This window comes from Eubacterium sp. BL-380-WT-2B (assembly GCF_009696115.1).
Lineage (GTDB): Bacteria > Bacillota > Clostridia > Eubacteriales > Eubacteriaceae > Eubacterium > Eubacterium callanderi.
Genome location: NZ_VUMP01000010.1, coordinates 84727 through 105847, shown reverse-complemented (window position 1 = coordinate 105847; position 21121 = coordinate 84727). Strand labels below are relative to the sequence as shown.

Annotated in this window: 19 protein-coding genes; 18 read left to right on the top strand and 1 reads right to left on the bottom strand. The window is 41.1% G+C overall.

Translation table 11 applies throughout. The features are described 5' to 3' along the window. Positions 1-12 precede the first annotated feature (12 nt). Entirely contained in the window at positions 13-615 is a 603-nt protein-coding gene (locus FYJ53_RS19085) for a ribulose phosphate epimerase (RefSeq protein WP_154557664.1), read from the bottom strand. A 165-nt stretch (positions 616-780) separates the two neighbouring features. Here FYJ53_RS19085 and FYJ53_RS19080 point away from each other — a divergent pair, with 165 nt between their 5' ends. The 18 genes from FYJ53_RS19080 (at position 781) to FYJ53_RS18995 (ending at position 20753) form a co-directional block, all read left to right on the top strand. After that, positions 781-2856, top strand: a complete 2076-nt coding sequence (locus FYJ53_RS19080; protein WP_154557663.1) for a BglG family transcription antiterminator — start codon at positions 781-783, stop codon at positions 2854-2856. Beyond that, the gene (locus FYJ53_RS19075) at positions 2849-3304 is read left to right on the top strand and encodes a PTS sugar transporter subunit IIA (RefSeq protein WP_013380181.1); all 456 of its coding nucleotides are present in this window, start codon (positions 2849-2851) and stop codon (positions 3302-3304) included. The genes FYJ53_RS19080 and FYJ53_RS19075 overlap by 8 nt, the downstream gene beginning before the upstream one ends. 4 nt (positions 3305-3308) lie before the next feature. Then, the gene (locus tag FYJ53_RS19070) at positions 3309-4421 is read left to right on the top strand and encodes a M42 family metallopeptidase (protein ID WP_013380182.1); all 1113 of its coding nucleotides are present in this window, start codon (positions 3309-3311) and stop codon (positions 4419-4421) included. Continuing rightward, positions 4418-4693, top strand: coding sequence for a PTS sugar transporter subunit IIB (locus FYJ53_RS19065; RefSeq protein ID WP_013380183.1), 276 nt, complete (start codon positions 4418-4420; stop codon positions 4691-4693). Before FYJ53_RS19070 ends, FYJ53_RS19065 begins: the two co-directional genes overlap by 4 nt. 20 nt (positions 4694-4713) lie before the next feature. Then, positions 4714-6030: a PTS galactitol transporter subunit IIC gene (locus tag FYJ53_RS19060; protein ID WP_038352308.1), complete on the top strand. Its 1317-nt coding sequence runs from the start codon at positions 4714-4716 to the stop codon at positions 6028-6030. Positions 6031-6054: 24 nt separating this feature from the next. Further along, the gene (locus FYJ53_RS19055) at positions 6055-6876 is read left to right on the top strand and encodes a BtpA/SgcQ family protein (RefSeq protein WP_038352309.1); all 822 of its coding nucleotides are present in this window, start codon (positions 6055-6057) and stop codon (positions 6874-6876) included. A gap of 3 nt (positions 6877-6879) precedes the next feature. After that, complete coding sequence (locus FYJ53_RS19050; protein WP_058694818.1) at positions 6880-7530, top strand: HAD-IB family phosphatase; 651 nt, start codon at positions 6880-6882, stop codon at positions 7528-7530. 124 nt (positions 7531-7654) lie between these two features. Further along, complete coding sequence (locus FYJ53_RS19045) at positions 7655-7978, top strand: hypothetical protein (RefSeq protein WP_154557662.1); 324 nt, start codon at positions 7655-7657, stop codon at positions 7976-7978. 87 nt (positions 7979-8065) lie between these two features. Further along, the gene (locus tag FYJ53_RS19040; protein ID WP_154557661.1) at positions 8066-12091 is read left to right on the top strand and encodes a SpaA isopeptide-forming pilin-related protein; all 4026 of its coding nucleotides are present in this window, start codon (positions 8066-8068) and stop codon (positions 12089-12091) included. 259 nt (positions 12092-12350) lie between these two features. Further along, a complete protein-coding gene (locus FYJ53_RS19035) occupies positions 12351-12797 on the top strand; it encodes an internalin N-terminal domain-containing protein (RefSeq protein ID WP_154557660.1) in 447 nt (148 codons plus the stop codon). Positions 12798-12893: 96 nt separating this feature from the next. Next, positions 12894-13784 carry a hypothetical protein gene (locus tag FYJ53_RS19030; protein ID WP_154557659.1) on the top strand — a complete coding sequence of 297 codons (891 nt, stop codon included), beginning with the start codon at positions 12894-12896 and terminating at the stop codon, positions 13782-13784. 70 nt (positions 13785-13854) lie between these two features. Further along, positions 13855-14313: a hypothetical protein gene (locus tag FYJ53_RS19025; RefSeq protein ID WP_154557658.1), complete on the top strand. Its 459-nt coding sequence runs from the start codon at positions 13855-13857 to the stop codon at positions 14311-14313. A gap of 38 nt (positions 14314-14351) precedes the next feature. Beyond that, a complete protein-coding gene (locus FYJ53_RS19020) occupies positions 14352-15053 on the top strand; it encodes a hypothetical protein (protein ID WP_154557657.1) in 702 nt (233 codons plus the stop codon). A gap of 188 nt (positions 15054-15241) precedes the next feature. Beyond that, positions 15242-15472: a hypothetical protein gene (locus tag FYJ53_RS19015; protein WP_154557656.1), complete on the top strand. Its 231-nt coding sequence runs from the start codon at positions 15242-15244 to the stop codon at positions 15470-15472. 526 nt (positions 15473-15998) lie between these two features. Beyond that, the gene (locus FYJ53_RS19010) at positions 15999-17957 is read left to right on the top strand and encodes a collagen binding domain-containing protein (protein ID WP_154557655.1); all 1959 of its coding nucleotides are present in this window, start codon (positions 15999-16001) and stop codon (positions 17955-17957) included. A 1-nt stretch (position 17958) separates the two neighbouring features. Continuing rightward, on the top strand, positions 17959-19509 hold the full coding sequence (locus tag FYJ53_RS19005; RefSeq protein WP_154557654.1) for a SpaH/EbpB family LPXTG-anchored major pilin: 1551 nt from the start codon (positions 17959-17961) through the stop codon (positions 19507-19509). 38 nt (positions 19510-19547) lie between these two features. Beyond that, positions 19548-20360 (top strand): class C sortase, encoded by an 813-nt coding sequence (locus tag FYJ53_RS19000; RefSeq protein ID WP_154557653.1) that lies wholly within the window; start codon positions 19548-19550, stop codon positions 20358-20360. A 21-nt stretch (positions 20361-20381) separates the two neighbouring features. Continuing rightward, entirely contained in the window at positions 20382-20753 is a 372-nt protein-coding gene (locus FYJ53_RS18995; protein ID WP_154557652.1) for a hypothetical protein, read from the top strand. Positions 20754-21121 lie beyond the last annotated feature (368 nt).

Here is a 21121-nt window from a genome sequence, read left to right as displayed (position 1 = left end):
TTTTAAGTTGGACTAAAGATTATTAAAAAAATCCCTACCAATTACAACCTTTTTTACGCCAGCAGATAAAAGGGTTTTGGCTCGCTTAAAAGAAATGCCTCCATCAGTCCAGATTGCCTGTTGAGGGAAATCTTGACTAGCTTTTTTAATTTTATCGACCATAGTGTCAATAAAACACTGGTTTTTTCCATCAGGTTCGCTAGTCATTAACAAAATCGAATGACAACGTTGGATAAGATATGCATAATTGTTAAGAGCAGTAAAAGGCAAAAAGGCCAACCCAGCGGTTATATTATTTTCCTCAAAAAGAGAAAGAACTTCTGCAATATGTTGGGTGGATTCAGCATGAAAAAAGACACTACATGGGCTGAGCTTTTTCAGAAGTGGAAGGTAGGCCACTGGTTCCGTGACCATCAAATGAACATTAAAATGAAGAGGACTCACATTGCGAAGGGACAATAATGTTCTCTCTCCAAAAGTGATATTATGGATAAAATTACCATCTTCAATATCAAGATGAAGTTCAGAATACCCTTTTTGTTCCACTAATTCTGCTTCAGTGCCAAGACAGAGTTGATTGGCCGAAGCCAGCGATGGTATGATGTAGTTTTGCATAAAGACCTCCTTGATAATTTATTGATTACAGCATATCAGATCTCTTTTTATTTTTCAGGGGTCAATTTTTCAGGAAAAAGTTTAAAAAAATGAATATTGTGTAAATACGTCTCGGGCATTATGATTAAAGTGCAAAGGCGCTACCGGAAAAAAGGAGGTGGAACAATGAAAGTGAATCAAAGACTGCTTGAGCTGGTTTATTTTTTTGAAAGTCATCCTCGGACAACAATGAGAGAGATCCAACATCAGCTGAGTCTGTCAGAAAATGCGGTGCGTTATGAAATGGATAATCTAAATTACTACCTGTCTGTACTAAAACATCCTGAAATAATTAAGACAAATAATGGTGTTTACCATTCTACAATTGAGGATTTTGAAGGACTTGGTAAAAAATTGCGGGCGATCTATAAATCTGATCCCCAGGAACGTTTAAACTATTTAATGTTTAAACTTGTCCTTACTGGAAAGATCAATATCCGAAAAGAATCTGATTTTCTTGAAGTTTCTAGAAATACAATAAAGTCTGATCTTCGAAAAATCCGACCAATTTTGGAAAAAGAAGGAATTCTCATCGATACTGGCCGTCTGATTTCTGGGGATGAAAAAATCATACGAAGGTTCATCTCACGCAAATATAAAAGTTCTTATATGGTTCTTTTTTCAGGAATAGGAAAAAAAGAATTGATTAATCCGGCAGACCATTTGGTGATTGAAGATTTTTCTTTGTTGGATATTGAAAAATTGCTTATGCATATCAATGATCTTGCATCTAATTATCTTTTTACGGGCTTTTTCGAAGATTTTTTGTTACAAATTCTAGTGAATGTGCATCGAATAAAATATGGATACAGCCTCAAAGCTGTCTCAAGACAAAAAGAGCAACAACGGATTTCAAAAGAAGAACAACGGCATGTTGAAAAAATCATAGAGCTCTTTGCTGCTCAAATGAACGTTGATATCAATGATGAAGAAAAGCATCAGATGACGACGATGCTTGTTCAGTATAGTGATAAATTTTACAATAGTGCGTATCAGAAAAACCTACTGGCTATTAAGATATTTGTATCGAAGTTGGTCACTGCGGTTGGACAAGATCTCGAGATTAATCTGTCGGAGGATACCATATTATTGGAAGGGCTCTATCAGCATGTTAAGGGAACGATTTATCGTTCAAAAGGTGTTTTTGAAATAGATCGTCAAACTTATATTCAGGCAACTGAAGCTTATCAGGATTTGATTGAAAGTTTAAATGCACATGTTGGAAAATTATCTCAACCACTGAAGGTTAGTTATGATGATGCGGATATCGCCCTTTTTGCAATTCATTTTTTAGGAGCCATCAGACGACATGATGAAGAAAACAGAAAAAACATTGTTGTACTTTTGGTCTGTCCTTCAGGTTATGGGACATCCGTTCTTTTAAAAAACTTTATGGAAAAAAACTACAATGTAACGATTGTCGCAACTGCATCAATCTATCAGATTTCTGAATATTTAACCAATGATGTTGCCGTGGTTATAAGTACAATTAAACTACCTTTTGAAGTAAAAAAAGGTATTGATACTCCAGTTTTGACAATCTCTCCTTTTCTGACCTTTGAAGACGATAAAAACCTAAAAGAATTTGGAATTATTCAAAGAAAAAATCCTCAAAAAATTCCGATGGAAAAATTAGTAGAGGTCCTGGAAAAGTATGTTAAAGTTTCGGATTTAAATTGTCTGACTCGTGAGTTAAAACAAAATTTTCCTGGGATCATTGAAGAAGAAAAGTTGGAAAAGAGTTTGTTTGATCATTTGACCGAAAATGATATTACCATTATAGATCATATTGAAGACTGGAGTAAAGCGCTTCATCTATGTAGTCAGGTATTAATTGGAAAAAATGTTATTAACACAGCTTATTGTGAAGAAATTGAAAATTCAATTCATCTATATGGTGCACACTTTATCTTGCGTAATTCCATGGCAATTCCTCATGCTGGTGAGAAAGCTGGTGTGTTGGGCTCTGGAATGCACGTATTGTATATTAAGGACGGTGTGATTTTTCCTGATAATCTTAAAGTACGGATGATATTTTTCATTGCATCGAAAGAAAAAGAGCTCTTAATTAATACAGTAATGCGAATTAATGCTTTTTCAAATGACTTGAATTTTTATGATGTTTTTGATCAAAAGATTAAAGAGGGACGTTGTTTAGCAGCGTATCTAAAAAACTGGAGAAAGGGGGAGAGGGATGATTAACGAAGAGTTTGTATATTGTAATGTTGATTTTTCGACATCTGAGGAAATGTTAACCACAGTTTCAAAAGATCTGTTTATAGCTGGGTTTGTTACAGATATGTATGGAAAAAAAATAATAGAACGTGAAAAAAAGTACCCCACAGGATTGAAACTGGATGGCTTAAATATTGCGATATGTCACACGGATCCAGAATATGTACTCAAAAATACCTTATTCTTTGTCAGACCAAAGCACGCAATTAAATTTAAAAATGCTGAAACACTCGAAGATATTGATGTGGATCTGGTCATTGGACTAGTATTTTCAAGTGGTGAAGAGCATCTGAAAATCCTGTCGTTTTTGGCTGGACTTTTATCAGATTCACTGTGTATTCATAAAATCAAGGAAAGCAATACACCAAAACAGTTGGTAATGACGATGAAAGAAATTTTTAGAGAATGTGAGTAGAATAATGAAAAAATTAAAAACAATCATTCGAGAATTGACTGATCTGCAAGGCAATGTCGGTTATGAAGACGCGGTAATTCATTCTGTGGCTGATCACTTGGAAAAGTTTGGAAAGGTAACAATTGATCATCTCGGTAACCTGATCTGTCATCTGACACCAGAAAATGTAGGAAAAAAGAAGGTAATGTTATTTGGGCATACGGATGAAGTAGGTATGATGGTTAAAGCCATTTCAGACGATGGTTTTGTTTACTGTGAAAAACTTGGTTCATTAAATCCGACATGTCTTGCTGGGCAGAGGGTTCAGTTGGATGGAGAGTTTGGAAAAGTTAATGGAATCATTGGAGTAAAATCGCACCATTTGTTGACGGAAACAGATAGAAAGGGACAAAAGACAGTTCAGGAACAATATATAGATATTGGAGCAGTAAGCAAAGAAGATGTACTTGAAGCTGGGGTTCAAGTTGGAACGCCGGTAAGTTTTAAACCGGAATTTATGGAACTCCAAAACAATTGTATTGCGAATAAATCGATGGATGATCGGGCAGCTGTTGGAATATTGATTTACCTTGCTGAATGTTTAGATGTCAAAGCATGTAAAGCAGATATTTATTTGGTCTTCAGCGTTCAAGAAGAATTCAACACTCGAGGAATTATGCCTGCTGTACGGACAATTGACCCTGATATCGTTTTGGGAATTGATGTAACACCAGCGACAGATACGCCAGATCTTAAAGGAATGTCGGAAATAGCTTTGGGAAAAGGACCAGCAATAACATACATGAATCACCACAGCCGTGGTACTTTGGCAGGGATTGTTCCTAATAAGCGTTTTCTTTCACATTTAGAGGAAATAGCAAAGGATGCAGGAATTTCGTTAAATCGTGAAGTTGCTTGCGGAATACTGACCGAGACGGCCTACATCGCGATTGAGAATAGTCGGGTAGTGGTGGCGAATCTTTCTCTACCTACCCGATATACACATAGTCCAGTGGAAGTAATTAACCTTGAAGATGCTTTAGGAATAGTGACTATTTTAGAAAGATTTTTAATGGGTGTAGATGAAAAGACCCGTTTTGGAAAAGATGTTGATTTTGAAAGGAGAGTAAAATCATGAAAAAAGTAATTGTCGCCTGTGGAACAGGTATGGCTACGTCTTCGATCATTTCAGAGAAAGTTCGGGAGATTCTCGACAAAAATGATATTCAATATACATTAAGTCAAGTGCAACTGAGTGAACTTGAGATGTACAAAGGAGCGGATCTTTTTATCACATCGATGAAATTGCAGGAGGATTACGGGCTGCCGGTTGTGGTTGGTACCCCGTTTCTCATTGGAATTGGCGAGGATGAAGCGGCTCAAAAGATTTTGGATATTTTGAAAAATTAAACTGTCAGGGGGGAGAGAGTATGGAAGCAGTTTTTGATTATATTTTATCATTAGGATCGACCGTTTTTGTTCCTATTGTTCTGTTTGTGATCGGATTATTCTTTGGTTTGGGATTTTTTCGATCATTGAAATCGGGCATTACCGTAGGTGTAGGTTTTATTGGATTTAATCTAGCCGTTGGTCTAATTTCAAGTATTTTGTCACCAGCGGTAAATTTAATAGTTGAACGTTTTGGGTTCAATTTGACTGTAATTGATCTTGGCTCAGCTGCAGGCGCAGGCGTTGCTTTTTCGACAATGGTTGGTGCATTAATCATCCCTTGTGTTTTTCTGTTAAATGTTATCTTACTGGCAATTGGCGCTACAAAGACGATGAATATTGATATTTTTAACTATTCTCATTATGCTTTTACTGGTGCCGTAGTTAATCTGATAACTGGAAATGTGATTGTAGGGATGGGTGCTGCACTAATTCAAGCGACTTGGTCGTTGCTTTCGGCTGACTATACAGCGAAGCGTGTTCAAAATGAGATTGGTGTAGAAGGTATATCGATCCCTCAAGGTTATGCTGCAAGTAGTGTACCACTATTTGTGATTTTAGATAAACTTTATTCAAAGATTCCATTTATTAATAATTCAGAACTTGATATCAAAAAACTCCAAAATAAAGTGGGCTTTATAGGAGATCCAGTAATCATTGGGGCAATCCTTGGTATTATTCTGAGCCTACTGGCAGGGTATGGATTTAAAGACAGCGCGAACCTTGTTATGGGCGTCTGTGCGATTATGGTTCTATTCCCGAGAATGATTAAAATTATAGTTGAGGGATTAATGCCTCTTTCTGAAGCAGCCAAAGGATTCTTTGCTAAACATTTTTCTGGTAGGGAAGTGTACATTGGCTTGGATTCAGCTGTGACGCTTGGTCATCCAACAACAATGATTATAGGAACCCTTATTATTCCTATTACACTGGTCATTGCAACGATTCTTCCAGGCAATAAGGTTCTTCCACTGGCAGATTTGGCTTTTGCAGCGTTTTATATCTGTATGGCCACCATTATCCATAAGGGAAATATTTTGAAAACATTGATAAGCGGTATTATCAATATGATCGGTATCTTATATATTGCTACCTGGGTATCTCCTTACTTTACGACATTGGCAGTTCAAGGTGGTGTCTCTGAAGCCGGACAAGAGGTTAGTTCGCTGTGGGCAGGTAATGTTTTTGATTTTATTATCGCAAATTTAGGATTTTTAGGATACGCCGGTTTAGGAATATTGGTTATTATTACCATCGGATTGATGGTTTTTGTAAAAAAATATGCAATGAAAGAATAATATATAATAAAGGAGAAATAAAGAATGACTTGGTTAAAAGATAAATTATTTACAGAAAAAGCGGTAATTGCAATGTGTCACTTGGATGCACTTCCAGGCGATCCTCATTTTGACAAAGCAGGTGGGATGGAAAAAGTAATCCGTCATGCAAGAGAAGATTTTTTAGCGCTTCAGGAAGGTGGCGTGGATGCAGTAATGTTTTCAAATGAATTTTCTCTACCATATCTAACTAATGTAAAAACAGAAACCGTTGCGGCTATGGCACGTGTCATCGGAGAAATTAAACCGTTGATCGAGATTCCGTATGGTGTGAATGTACTTTGGGATGCAAAAAAATCCTTAGATCTGGCTGTGGCAGTTGACGCATGCTTTGTTAGGGAGATATTTACTGGTGTCTATGGGTCGGATTTTGGTCTGTGGGATACAAATGTTGGGGAGACAATTCGTCACCAACGATATATTGGTGCAGAGAATGTAAAATTACTGTTCAATATTGTTCCAGAAGCTGCAGCTTATTTGGGTGAACGCGATATTGTATCAATTGCAAAATCAACAGTATTTAACAATCGTCCAGATGCATTATGTGTTTCTGGCTTGACCGCGGGGACAGAAACGGACGCAGCAGTGCTAAAACGTGTTAAAGATACAGTTCCTGATACGGTTGTCTTTGCGAATACAGGAGTACGTTTGGAAAATGTTCGAGAACAACTTTCTTTAGCCGATGGTGCAGTAGTAGGGACAACCTTTAAAAAAGATGGCATATTTGAAAATCATGTTGACAAACAGCGTGTTAAAGCGTTCATGGATGAGGTTAAGAAATTTAGAAAAGATGCAAATGTCTGCTGATAGATGAAGAATAGAAAAAAATATAAATTCATTATTGATTTTGATGGTACAATCTCTGTAAATGACAGCACAACAACAATTGCCAGGCATTTTGTACCTGAAATGCAAAAAAAATATGAAGAAAGGCTCCATAAAAAAGAGATATCTATTGCTAAATATGTTCAAGAATTGCTAGAAGCTTCCAATTTAACAGAAAAAACTTATATCCGTTTTTTAGAACAAAATATTGTTATTGATCCAACTTTCAAGGACTTTATTAAAAAAGGATATGATTATACCATTGTTAGTGCAGGAGCATTTCAAAATATTTTTTATAGTTTAAAAGCTGCTAGTATCGATATACCGCCATCAAGAATCCTATCAAATCAAATCCAATTTTTGTCAGGATGTCTAAAATTGCATTCATCAGAGTATCCTCATAAAAATGGGATCGATAAGAAAAAAATCATTCAAAACTATCAAAGTTACAATATTCCTGTGATTTTTATTGGAGATGGTATATCTGATTTTGAAGGTGCAGAAGCGGCAGATGTTGTTTTAGCAAAACGAGATAAACGACTTGAGAAATACTGTGTCGAACATCAAATTTCGTGTTTTACCTATGAAAATTTTCGAGATATATGTCATATTCTTGAAAATGAAAAATTGATTTAAAGTTAAGGCCACCCTTTGATAGCGTCTCAAAAGGTGGCCTTTTTCTGTGTAGGAAAGTGATTTATTGCTCTTATGGTCTAGATCTGAGAATAGATCCTCTTAGGGCGAAAGGAGGAAAATTTATTTGAATATCATTATAACTGTGCTCATAGCAATCGGAATTTTTATCTTGTCCGGTCTGATTGGAACCTGTGTCGTACTGTATGTTAACGTCCGATATGAAATGAAAAAAGACCATACACTAAAGTTTAGTCTGGCAGTGATCGTTTTTTTATTGATCTGTTTGATTTTAGGGCTTTTCGGTATGCTTACCGCATTTGGGACAATGCCAAGTTTTTACTATGGCATTGTCCTTTTTGGTTTTTTGGCCGGATTAGGCTGCATGTCCCTGATGTCCGCAGCTTCCCGGCAAGAACAGATCCATTACAGCGGAGGTGAAAGAAGATGATCAAAAGAAGCCCCAAAAAGATCAGAGCACCAACCGGACAGCAATCCTATTGCTAAAATTGAAAAATTAAAGAGAGGAAGAAAAAGTATGTATAAAAACAAAGCTTTGAAAAAAACATTTTCGCTGCTTTTTGCGTTCTTATTCACCTTGCTGACGCTTCTGTCACCGCTGAGCTCAATGGTGGCAAAAGCCGAGGAAGGTGAGGATCTGCCACCGACGGGTGACCTGGCGCAGTACGCAGTGAACGAAGTCGGACAATCCGATCAGGGCTGGGTCATTTACTCGTCTGAAGATCCGAACTACAATCCCATGACGCGGGCATCCGGCAGCTCCGGCGTGTCTGTCTCGAAAGATTACGGGGGATATACGAGTTACACCCAGATTATCACCGTCGTGGACGATTCCGGTGTCGCGCATACCGCGTACTGTATTGAGCCCGATAAGAATACGCCCAATGGAACCATCTATAACCAGCAGATCACGGATAACGCTCAACTGAGAACCGTGCTCTATTACGGCTATGACGGACCAGGAGGGGCTGAATTCATGGCCCGTGAAGGCGACGATGCGCAGAGCGCTTTCATGGATACCTGGTGGGCAGTAAGATTGGCCTGTGGAGAAACGTCATCGAACCCCGCGGTTTATAACGATCCCAATATCCGCTGGCTGCTTGACCACGCGCCAGTTGAAGTTGGGGGCATCACGGTAAGTGGCTCACCGGATACCCGGTGGAACGTTGGTGAAAAGATGCAGGAAACAGACTGGTACACCACCAGCGGCTCCGGTACCTTTACCCTTGAACTCGATGGTCTGGGCATTGTTGCAAAACTGAGTGACAGCCGTACCATCACTTCCACCACTTCAGGTATTCCAGTAGGAACGGCTTTCAAATTGTGTGCAGGCCCGGAAAAAGAGGGAACCGTTACGGTACCGATCAAAGCCACCGGCGTGGCTTATGCAAGCCTGATGTTTATTCCGGCTTCTGAACGGGATACACAGAGTGTTGTGGCCGGTGCCAGTGTCCAGGGGCAGGGACAGGAAGCTTCCGCCAGTGCAAACTTTGTGAAGCGCGTGACTTACCCGGATGTACAAAAAACCGACAATCGCCATCTGGCCCTTGATCTGAGCAAAACACAGCCATCCGGGGACGCTAGTCTTGATGGCGCTGTTTTTGGCCTTTACAAAGATCCCGAGTGTACCCAGCTGGTGACTCAGGCAACCGTAACGAATGGGATTGCTGACTTTGGCGCGGTTGTCCTAGGCGACTATTTTTACAAAGAAATCAGTGCCGGTAACGGCTATAAAACTAATGAAACCGTCTATCCGGTCACCGTATGGGCAGAAGGCATGCAGGGCGTCACGGAGATCCCCAACGATGTTAAAACCAATCCAGTCAGCATTGTCAAATATGCGATCACCGATCCAGACAATGTGGATGACGTATTAAATCCCCTGGCAGATGTTAATTTTACCCTGACCTTAAAGTCAGCCATCGACAAAGGCGAAAAGCTGACGGAAGGGGACAATTTGTTTAGCGGAAAAACCGACGAAAATGGTCGTATCCGCTGGGAAAATGTTCCTGTGGGGACTTATATCCTTCACGAAGTTAAAACGCCAGAGGGCTTTATTCCCATTGATGATCTGATCGTTGTCGTTGACGGCAGCGGCGAAGAAATTGAGATTCCGCTTACCAACAAAATGATGTACGGCGATCTTATTATCGTGAAGAAAGATTCGGAAACACAGAAAGAAATCCCGGTATCCGGGGTCAAATTCAAGGTCATTGACCTGGCGACCATGCAGTTTGTCAAACAGTCCAGCGCAGCGACCCTGTTTATACCGACCGATACCTTTAAGGCCAACGATGAAGGGAAACTGTCCCTTCCGAAAAAACTCAAAAGCGGCAGCTATGCCGTGGTTGAAGTTTCGTCTCCAGACGGATACTTAACCGCAGGACTGACTGCCAGCAACAACACTCAAAAATATATGGTTGACGGCAAGGAATACCAGGGTATCCCGGTCACCATCAGCCCGACAACCTGCGATAAAATCGAAATTGACGGCAAAACCGAATACAGCAGCACGGTCAGTGTCTACGATCAACCGGCCAAAGGACGGATTGAAGTCACCAAAACCGGCGACCAGCTGGACGGTACCAAGACCACTCCAAGCAAATATGGCAATGTCACAGAATTTATCTTCAATGAAAAAGCCTTAAAAGGCACGGTATTTGAAGTTTATGCGGACGAAGACATTACGACACCCGACGGCACCGTTCGCCTGCACAAAGGCGATCTGGCGGACACCCTGACCACCGGAGATAACGGAAAGGCCATTACCAAAGACCTTTACTTAGGCAAATACAAAGTGGTCGAAAAATCCGCGCCGGAAGGTTTTGTCAACGCGGGAACGGAGCAGAAAGTCACCCTGAAATATAAAGGTGAAACCGTTCAGGCATCCGACAATGTCGAAAACACGACCTTCCATAATGACCGCCAGAACGTTGAGTTTCAACTGACAAAACTGGAACAGGAAATCGACAAGATTGAACAGGAAGGTGAAGGCGTCACCATCCATTATAAGGATGTTCCGGCCAATGACATCGACTTTGGCCTTTACACCAAAGAAGCCATGAGTGACGGTAAAGGCGGCACCATCGCCGCGGACACACTGGTATCGGTGAAGACCGTGAAAAAAGGCCAGGCAAACACCGTTGAAAACTTGCCTGCCGGTAACTACTACCTGAAAGAACTCAGCACCAAGGATCATCTGGAAGATAACAATTTCCGTTATGAAGTCACTTATGCCATCCAGGGCAACGATCCGCTGGTGGTGGTTCAGGCCAATAAAGGTGAAGCCATCAAAAATTACTATGTAGAGCGTCCTTTTGAGTTTGCAAAAAAGGATGTTTCGGATGGCATGTTGATTCCGGGCATCACCGTCAATGTTTACGACGAAACCGGGGAGAACATCATCTTTACCGGAAAAACCAATGAAAACGGCGAAATTACCATCACACTGCCAACAGGCAAATACTTCTATCAGGAAGTCGATGCACCAGCGCCGTACTTATGCCCGGACGATTTATACCCGTTTGAAATCACCAAAAACAATAAAGTCACCCAGGCACTCATGACCGATGAGATGGCCATGGGGAATATCCGGTTACACAAAGCCGCTGAAGACCGGAATAATTACACCATTGACGCATCCGGAAAGGTTAACTATAAAGAAAAAGACCTTGAAGGGGCTGAATACGCGGTGAAAGCAGCGGAAGACATCGTGACACCGGAGGGTGTCGTCAAAGCCTTTAAAGGCGATACTGTCGCTCATATGGTCACGGATAAAAAAGGGGAAACCACGGTTACAGAAGCTTTCTTTATGACCAAGGAGGGTGCAGCTGCCCGGATGACGGAAGATACGGAAAAACCAGATGTGAAGTCTGAAGGGACAGAGACACCGGGCACTGACAAACCAGACACCGAAGCAAAAGCGGTTGAGCCGATGGATCTCACCAAAGTCGATGAAACATCGACCGTTCCGGTAAAATCCGAAACGGCTTTATTCCTTGGCAGTGGCACGGCCAAGTATGACGTGGTCGAAACCAAAGCCCCGGACGGTTATCGTTTGGATGAAACCATCCATACCGTGGAGCTGAGCTTCAAAGACAATAAAACCCCACTGGTGGAAGTTGAGCTTGAATGCTTCAACGAAGCCAAAGGCGGAGACATTGATCTTTACAAAGAAGATACCGAAGCCAAAACAGCTCTTCCGAACGCAGAGATCAGCGTGATGGATGCGGATCAAAAGGTGATCTTCAAGGGAAAATCCGATGAGCAGGGCAACCTGAAAATCGGCAAGCTGCCAGATGGCCAGTATTTCTATCATGAAACCAAAGCACCGGACGGCTATGTTCTTGATCCAACCATCTATGAATTGAAAGTCGTGGATCATGAAACTGCAACCGCCACGCTGGGCAATGTGAAAGAAGATATTCCGGATACCGGGATTGATTCAAACAATAGCCCACTTTACATTGGTCTGATTGGTGGCGCTGCCTTGGTTTGTGCAATCACTTTAGGTGTTCATAACCGCCGAAAAGCAAAGAGATAGTCTGAGCGAACGTAATTATTACACGCATTGAGTGCCTGGTGCTTCCGGGCACTCCTTTCATTTATGGGAATGCAAGAAGCCTTTTGTGTGGTGGGGCAGTACCACCCGTTCCCGAACAAGCGTATTTCAAAGAAAGGAAAGGGAAAGAATGATGAAAGCATTTTTACTACAAATGGAATTTATTGGTAATTAATGACTATTTTATGCACGAAATAATTAATGCACTAATCAGAAGGTGATTTAGTAGGAGGAGATAAAAGTGAATAATCAATTTATAAATGACTGCCTAACGTGGATATTTGCGTTATTAGGATTTTTTATCGTATTTTTTATACTATACACTTTATTTTTAATAATCAAGTATAGTTATAATTCATATGTAGAGTTTATAAGTAAACCTCGACCAATAAATAAAGTTTTTCCAGATCCCATCCTTGCGGACTATATTCTACAAGAAGTGAATAAAGGATCAGATGTGTTTAAAGCAAACACTGACGATTTAGTTAGCGAAAGAGATTTGAAACATATCAGAAAAGTCAATCTGGAAAATAAAGGGATTAAGAGTATTAAAGGAATTGAAAAATTGGTGAACTGCAAAGAAATAAATTTAGCCCACAATCAAATTTCGGTTAAACCACGACCTTTAGATTTGCCGCCTGAACTTAAAATGATTGATCTTTCTTATAATCAAATCAGGGAAGAATGAACATTTGCTCCTGATGTCATGATGGATTTAAGCTTTAATCCGGGAAATCAGAAACATGATCCAGTTTTTTATTCTCGAACAATGATAGAAGATTTAATGCAGCGAATTGGTATAAATGTAAGCAACCAGGATCAGATTTGGTATTTATATTTCTTTAATGCTGCAAGGCTGATCACTGAAGAAAAGCCTTGTTTTTCTAAGTTAAAATTTTATAAAAACAGTAATAATCGGCTGGAAATTAAAGGGGAAGAAATCAGAGAGTATCCATCCCGATTTTACCGTGACGATTACGAGCGGTTTAAATCCATATTGGCTGGGATTCATCAAAATTATCAGGTGTTAAAAAATAATAAAGATGATCCATTTAGCAGCATGCCAGAAAATGCCTATATCAACAATCTGACGATTTATCAGTATTATGCGAGTCACAGTTACATGCTTGGCATCAAAATTGATGAAGTTTCTCATGAAAATAAAGACTTCTGTAAAAATAAAAACATTGTCACAGAAAAAAACAATACTATACCTAAAGTGTATAAACCATCAAAGAACTATACAACATTGCAGGAGAAAATATTTTCAATCAACGCTCTGTTGGCGGAAAAAGACCCGTCTGATCCGATAATTTCATTGCTGAGGTCAATTGCTGACAGCACTGAAAAGATTGACCGTTTTATTTTTGAACATCCGGAAAGTAAGGATTCACTGAGACGCTATTCAACCTATTATCTGCCAATGCTTTCAGATATTCTGGATAAATATATTGATTCAACTGAGTATAAAGGAGAGAGCAAACAATTAAAGGATGAGGTACATTCAGCTCTGGAGGATACGAATACTGCTTTCAAGAAGATTCTTGAAAATCTTTCACAAAACATGGAGATTGAAGCTTCCTGTGATATTACGGCCTACAAAGCCATCCTTGAAATGGACGGAGTGAGTGGGGATACCTTCTCAAATAAACAGGAGAGTAATCCTGAATTTTGAAAAAATTAGGATTAAAGAGGTTTTTGGATAGGAGTAATAAAGTAAGTTACGAATTGAACGGAGAATCGTGATGAATGATATGTATTTAGTTATTATTGTGTTAGAAGTGTTTTTAATCGTTTCAATGATCGGACCCAGGGTGATTGATTTTTTTAAAGGAAAAAAGATCAGGCAAATCGAAAGAGAAACAGCAAAGTATGAAGGGAATTTTTGGGGAGTAGATTCTAATGGTGATGATGATCCCAATGCGTTTGTGAAAATCACGTATGATAAAACATTGGGACATCGGTACTGGTTTGCCAACTATTCTATTCATTTTATGGATTTAACAAGAAGACGCTTGGGATATTATAAGATTATATTTCTTCCAGAAAATGAAAAGTATAATAACAGAAATGCTTTCATTGTTCATAAAAAGGTTGATGAAATATGGACGTATACAAAAAATGAGGCGGGGTATATCGAAGAAATTCAACCTTTGTCAGAGGATTGTTATTATCGGCTTTCCCCCGACAATGAGTCTCTTTGACCATAAAAAAGATTTAATAAAATAGGAGTGGTTCTACTATGATCAGAAAGAGTAAACGAGAAGTGCCCGATTTAGAAGAAAGGATCAGGCAGCTTGAGACAAAATATAAGATGAAGTACAGTTTTAAACAGATCCAGGCAATTGACTATGGTTTATCCATTGATGTGCCAGTGGAACTTTATGCTGATCCGAAATACAGTCATGAGCAGATGTATGAATTGTTTGACGCATTAAATCAGGGGATTGATCCGACGTTTTTTCAAGATCCACGGTTTGACGCGAAGCAGATGCATGAAATCATGCAGGGAATGATCGACGGCGTGGATGTCAGCAAATACGCTCGGCATGATATTGATGGACGCTCCATGACCTGGATACGGTTAGCACTGCAAAAGGAGATTGATGTTGACCAGTATCCTGAGTTTTGGCAAGGTGCTACAGGCGCACAACGGAAATACCTTGAATTGAACAACAAAATCTTGCAAAAGTCTGGAGACAAACGCTGTTTTATCAAGGTCAACCGATATCGTCGGGAAGAATATTACATGGAAGTAAGTATTGATGAGGATACGGATGTTTTAAGTGCGATGCACGCGCTTAATGCAGAAAAAATCGAAAAGGTACAACATTTAAAAATTGAATTACTTAAAAACCAGATTTTCCCCTTAACAAATCATCCTTTAAAGCCAACAGGCAATGTAGAAACTTATCTTGAATTAAGCCCGATCAAAGATTCCTGACTGAAAAATTGGTAAAAGTAGCAAAAATTCAGTCTTTTGATGCAGATGAAAAGCTTGGTTTGTATCGTGTCTGGGGCAGTATCAGAGGATGTGGATACTTGTCTATGTCAAAACAATCGAATAAACGTGGTAAGGCGACACCGCGAACTCTCCGATCAAGCGTGGTTCAAAGAAAGGAAGGAAATAAAATGGATAAGAATGTCATGATTAATGAATTAAACAAATTGGAAATCATCGGAAGTAGCTTTTTTGTAGGGGTTGGTTTACTTATTTTTGTGCTCATTAGCCTTAGAATTAAAAATTTGAACAATACAACTAAAGATGAAATGAAAATTAACCGTCTTAAAAGAACGAGAACAATGACCGTAATGCTTTCACTTTTTGGTCAGATTTTAACTATCATATATTGTCATATGTAGTCAATGCCATAGAACGGAAGATGGCCTGCGGAAGGAAAACGGGTATGGGATGGTGCGGCGGAGAAATCCGCCGCTGACGTTCTTAATTGAAAAAAGATAATGGACAGAGAGTCCTTGAAAACACGGCGGTGAAGATTCAGTCTTTTGATACAGATTATACGCTTGGTTTGTATCGTATCTGGGGCAGTACCAGACACCGCCATTCATTTCCTTTATTTCTTTGAAATAGCCGGGGCGGCTACGCCGCTTCGGCAACCCTTTCAAAGAAGCACCATTTAGTGGAGGTGATGCCGATTTTTAAATTAAATAACGATAACCGCAGATTGATCAGGCTTCAAACAGCCATAACAGACAGCTCAGGGAGCTGTTTTTTTATTGATCAAAAAGAAAAGAGAAAGGGGAGAAGATCCATGTGCTACGTGAGAGCACCAACATGCACCGCACCAACCGAAACGGTGGGCTTAAGAATAAGGAATAAAAGAGCAATTTAAGCCTTAAGCCCAAAGAAAAAATAAGGAGGTCTAAATTGAAAAAACATTTGCGGAAAATAGGGGTCACAACCCTGTGTCTGTTCTTAATGTTTTCCTTCCTGAGTGGTTTTCTCCTGTCCATTCATACGGCCTGGGCTGCATCGGAGCGTCAGGCGGCACCGGCAACAGAAACGACGGTACCACAGACGGATTCAAAGGATGCGCAGGGCGCATTTCCCAAAGATGATCAGGGCAACTATATTGTCGGAAATTCCGGTGAAGGGGTTGTCACACTCTCGGCCAATCCGGAATATTTAAAGACGGTTCCCCTTGGGGATCACAAAAAGTCCATGATCAGCACTTATGCTGCAGGTTGGGATAATGGTGTGATCTACAGTTCGGATTTTGCCAGCCCAGATGGTACCGACATTATTACCACCACGACACCGATCATCCGCATCAGCGATAACGGGGTTGATGGCATCGCGTACTGCGCTGATCCAACACTAAACATCCCGTCCGAGACAACTGGTCCGGATATCCCGATTACCTATATCCGGGACAGTGCCAACGTGCAGAACTACCGGATTCGAAATGTCATGTATCATGGTTACCATGATGGTCAGAATACCGAATACTATGTTCAAACCTGGGCAGCGATCCGCGTTCTGGCAAACATCACTAGTTATGCATCGTATTACATGACCGATCCAGTCGTCGCTGATCTTGTCAACACCAAGAGCTATCAAGATCCACCCAACTGGAATGCGAGCTGGAGCATCGTCGCGGAGCGAGAGGAAGCGACCTGGAACAGAGCGACCCAGCGACAGGAAACCGGGTGGTTTCAGACGGTATGTTCGAATATTTCAGAGCATGGCCAATACACCGTGAATCTGCCGCAAGGTGTCCACGCGATTGCCCGGAACACTTCCGGACAGACCTATGGAGACTATACGGGCAGCTTTACCATTTATGACGACGATGATTTTATGCTTTATGCCGATGGCAGCTATAGCGGCGACGTGAGCGCAACCATTACCCCAACCACCGCCAAGCGTTTCAGTACCGATGCCAATATTCCCGATGCCTGTGTGATTTATTATCCAGATGTTCCCAATACACAGCGCCTTTTTGTGTCCCTGGCCGTGGGATCAGGGAACATGTCCGCAAGCTATAAGGCAACTTTTAAAGGGAAGAACGTTTATAGTCAATTCACGAAAACCGATGAAGAAACCCTTGACGGCTTGCAGAACGCCCATCTTCAGATCTACAACAAAGACACGGATGAACTAGTTGCAGAGGCGGATACGGACGAGCTGGGACGGTTTCATGTGGAGCTTTTCCCAGGAGAATATTACATTAAAGAGACAAAAGCGCCACACGATCACATTTTATCGACCGACCCCATTTACTTCACCGTAACAGGGACAGAGGACTCCATGACCATGGACGTCCCCAATGCGGCCAAAAAGGTGGAGTTTTCCTTTAAAAAAGTGGATGAAAACGGGCAGGCAATGCCGGGGGTTGAATTCGAGCTATACGCCTGCAAATATGACAAAGCATATTCAGACCAAACAGGAATAAAACCAGGAGAATCCGATAAACACAGTCACAGCGAATTGGCAGGAGCAGACGATTCATGTTGGACGACTGTGATTAAGAAATTGACATCCGATACAGAAGGAATTGTCAATTTTGGTGAGCTTCGGAGTGGTGAATATAACCTGGTTGAAGTGAAAACAAAGGCCGGGTATCAGCTGCCAAAGGGGCAGTGGCGGGTAACGATTGACGCTGAAGCAAACACCATTGACATTAAAGCAAAAGGAAAACCACTGGCCCCGGCAGTCAAGAAAACAGCTACAGGCTTGCAGCTTGTCAATTATCCGAATCCTCAAATGCCCTATGCGGGGACAAATGATTCGAACCGCTTGCTTTTCAGCTTGTTAGGCGCATTGTTATTAGGCATGGCTTTTGTAGCTGGTTACAAAAAATTTGAGGAAAGAGGTAAAAAGTAGAATGAAATTTAAAAAATTAATATCAAAGAAAGGATTTAAAAAAGCAGCGACCGCGGCGCTGATCCTGACCATGCTGTTTTCATCTGTGGCCAGTGTCTTTGCGGCAGGCGAAGGGATTCCAGATCCTGCTATCGACCGCAGCATCACCATCCACAAATATCGGATGGACGATATTACAGAGGCAAAGGTAAGGTGTGACGGAACCGTTCAGACGGTGCCGAGTACCGCTGTTGCTTTGCAGGACGTACAATTTAAAATCACAAAAATGCAGGACAGTGACGTTACCAAACAGGATACGTCATGGACACCGGTTACGCTGACGACCAATGCCCAGGGAACGGCGACCATTACCGGCAACAGTAAGCTCCCAATGGGGATCTATCTGGTGCAGGAAATCGACAACCCCGCCGTGGACATCAAGGCAGCCGACTGTCTGGTCAGTCTGCCGCTGACGAATCCGGCAGGTGACGGATGGATCTATGATGTGCATATCTATCCAAAGAACCAGCTGAAGCCAGGCCCGGAAATCGACAAATTTATTACACAGCTGGACAACAAGGACGATACCTGCGACATCAGCCAGGAAAATAAGTGGATCATCGAAACAACCATGCCGGATGACATGGCCACCTGCGATGTCTACCAGATCACTGATGTGTTGGATACAAGACTTGATTTTGTATCAGGCAGTACGGAGCTGTATCGTGTCGATATTCACGGAAACCGTGTAAAGATGAGCACCGGCGGTTACACCGTCAATGAGCCAACAACTGCAAATGGCAGAAAATTATCCGTCACGCTGAATGACACGGGCAAAAAGGAAGCCGCGCAGTCCCTGCAAGACATTAAAAAACCAAGTGTTTACAGTTTAGGTCAGGATAACAATGTGGGTACCATCAACATTGAATTCCGAACGGTCTTAAACAAAACCGCTGAGGGTTCCATGGGACAGGCGATTTACAATGGCGCTTCCCTGGATTACACCAACAACCTGCATGTCAAATATGATCAGGTATCCGTACCCGACGACAAAAAGCCGGAGACACATACCACTGGTATTAACCTGGTGAAGGTAGACAGCACCAACCGAAATATCGCATTGCCGGGTGCGAAATTCAAAATCTATCGCAGTGAAAGCGATGCGAATAAAGGGATTAATGCCATCGTTGACCCGACCGATCACGCCAAAGATTGGGAAGTGACAACCGACGCCCAGGGGAAAGCACATTTTTACGGAATTGAGTACGGCGTCATGGGCGACAAGCATAACAGTTTAGACGCGGTCACCTGGTACTGGCTCGTGGAAACACAGGCCCCCCAGAATGTCAATGGAGTGGATTACCAGCTTTCAAAGAAACCTTTTAAAGTGAGAGCCGATTCGGTATCACACTTAGCTGCCAACACGGTGACGATTACCAACGTTCCGAAATATGATCTGCCGTTTACAGGCGCAAATGGGGGTACGACGTTCATCATTGGAGCCGGGTTCTGCTTGATTGCTGCAGGTGCATTGATTGTAATAAGAATTAAAAAGTCGAAAAAGGCTGAATAATCGAATAATAGCGCATCATAAAAGAAAGGAGACAGCAGATGAAGCGGATTCTATCGAATATGGCCATCACTTTAATGTTCATCATCGGAGCTTGCTTTTTGGCGTACCCGATCATCGCGAATCTGCTGTCAAATCGGCAGCATGGGGAAGTGATTCAGGATTATCAAATCACGGTGGAGCAGATGAACGCTTCCGTCATGGCCGAAAAAAAAGAAAAAGCCCTGGCTTACAACCAGGGCTTAAATGGTTTGGTCGCACATGACCCGTTTATCGAAGGCAGCGGCTATGTCCTTCCCGAAAACTATCTGGACTGCTTAAACGTGGATGGGATCATGGGAACGCTTGTCATTGACAAAATTAAGATCAATCTGCCGATTTATCATGGCACCCGTGACGAGGTGCTGCGAAAAGGTGTTGGGCATATCAAAGAAACCGCACTGCCCATCGGCGGGGAGGGCAGCCACGCTGTCCTCACAAGCCATAGTGGACTTAACGAGGCAAAGCTTTTTACCGAGTTGGATCAGCTCACCGAGGGAGATACTTTTGAGATCCACATGCTGGATGAAATTTTGACATACAAGGTGGATCAGATCAAAGTGGTTGAACCCAATCAAACGGACGAATTAAAGGCTGTACCGGGCAAGGATTATGTGACCCTGCTGACCTGTACACCCATTGGTGTCAACAGCCATCGGCTTTTAGTCAGAGGGGAACGGATTTTTCCAGAGCCACAGGCAGAAGAAACCAAAGAAACAGTTAACCGCAGCTATGTTCTCTTAGCGGTAGCGACAGTTGTCCTGATTCCGATTGTTCTTTTAATTCTGTATTGGATGACTCAAAGAAAAAACTGAAAGAAACGGAGTATGTGAAAAGTGAAATTTTATGATCGGATAAAAGCGTGTACGGACAAAAATAAAATGCAAGAAGAAATTTTAGAATGCAGTAATGAAATAGCTGAAAAAAAGGAAGAAATCATTGCATTTTATAGAAAAATAAAAGAAGATTATAAAGAAATTATTGACTTGGATAATAAGATAACTGAAAAAAATGATAAAATCATTGCGTTAAATGATGAAATGATTGAATACAATAAAAAAATAAATGAAAAAAATGGAGAAATTATTGAATTAAATGATAAGATAAATGAATCTTATAAAGAAATTATTGAATTAATTAATTCGATTATCGAAATTAATGATAAAACAATTGAGTTCCAAAATAAGGGCGCAATCAAAATTAATTAAGATACTTTATATAAATAAAAATCTGTGCTATAATATAAAAAGAAACAGGGACACCGGGCACGGTAGCCCCGATGTTAAACTAACGAATAACCGTCAAGTTTTCGAGGCTATGGACGGTTATTTGTTTTTTCTGATGCACTCAAGGATAAAAGCGATTAACGCTAAGATCAAAATTAATTGATTATTATCCATAGGCATCACCCCATTTCTGAGGCACAATTTACCGCACCGGTGCCACAGGTATCCCTGCACTATGATTATAGCATAACACGCCGTCTGATCGCAATCAGGCGGTTTTTTATTGATCAAAAATGATCATCAAAGTAGTATGGGAACGCAAAAGCCTACAACTTGAATTGTAGTGCCGG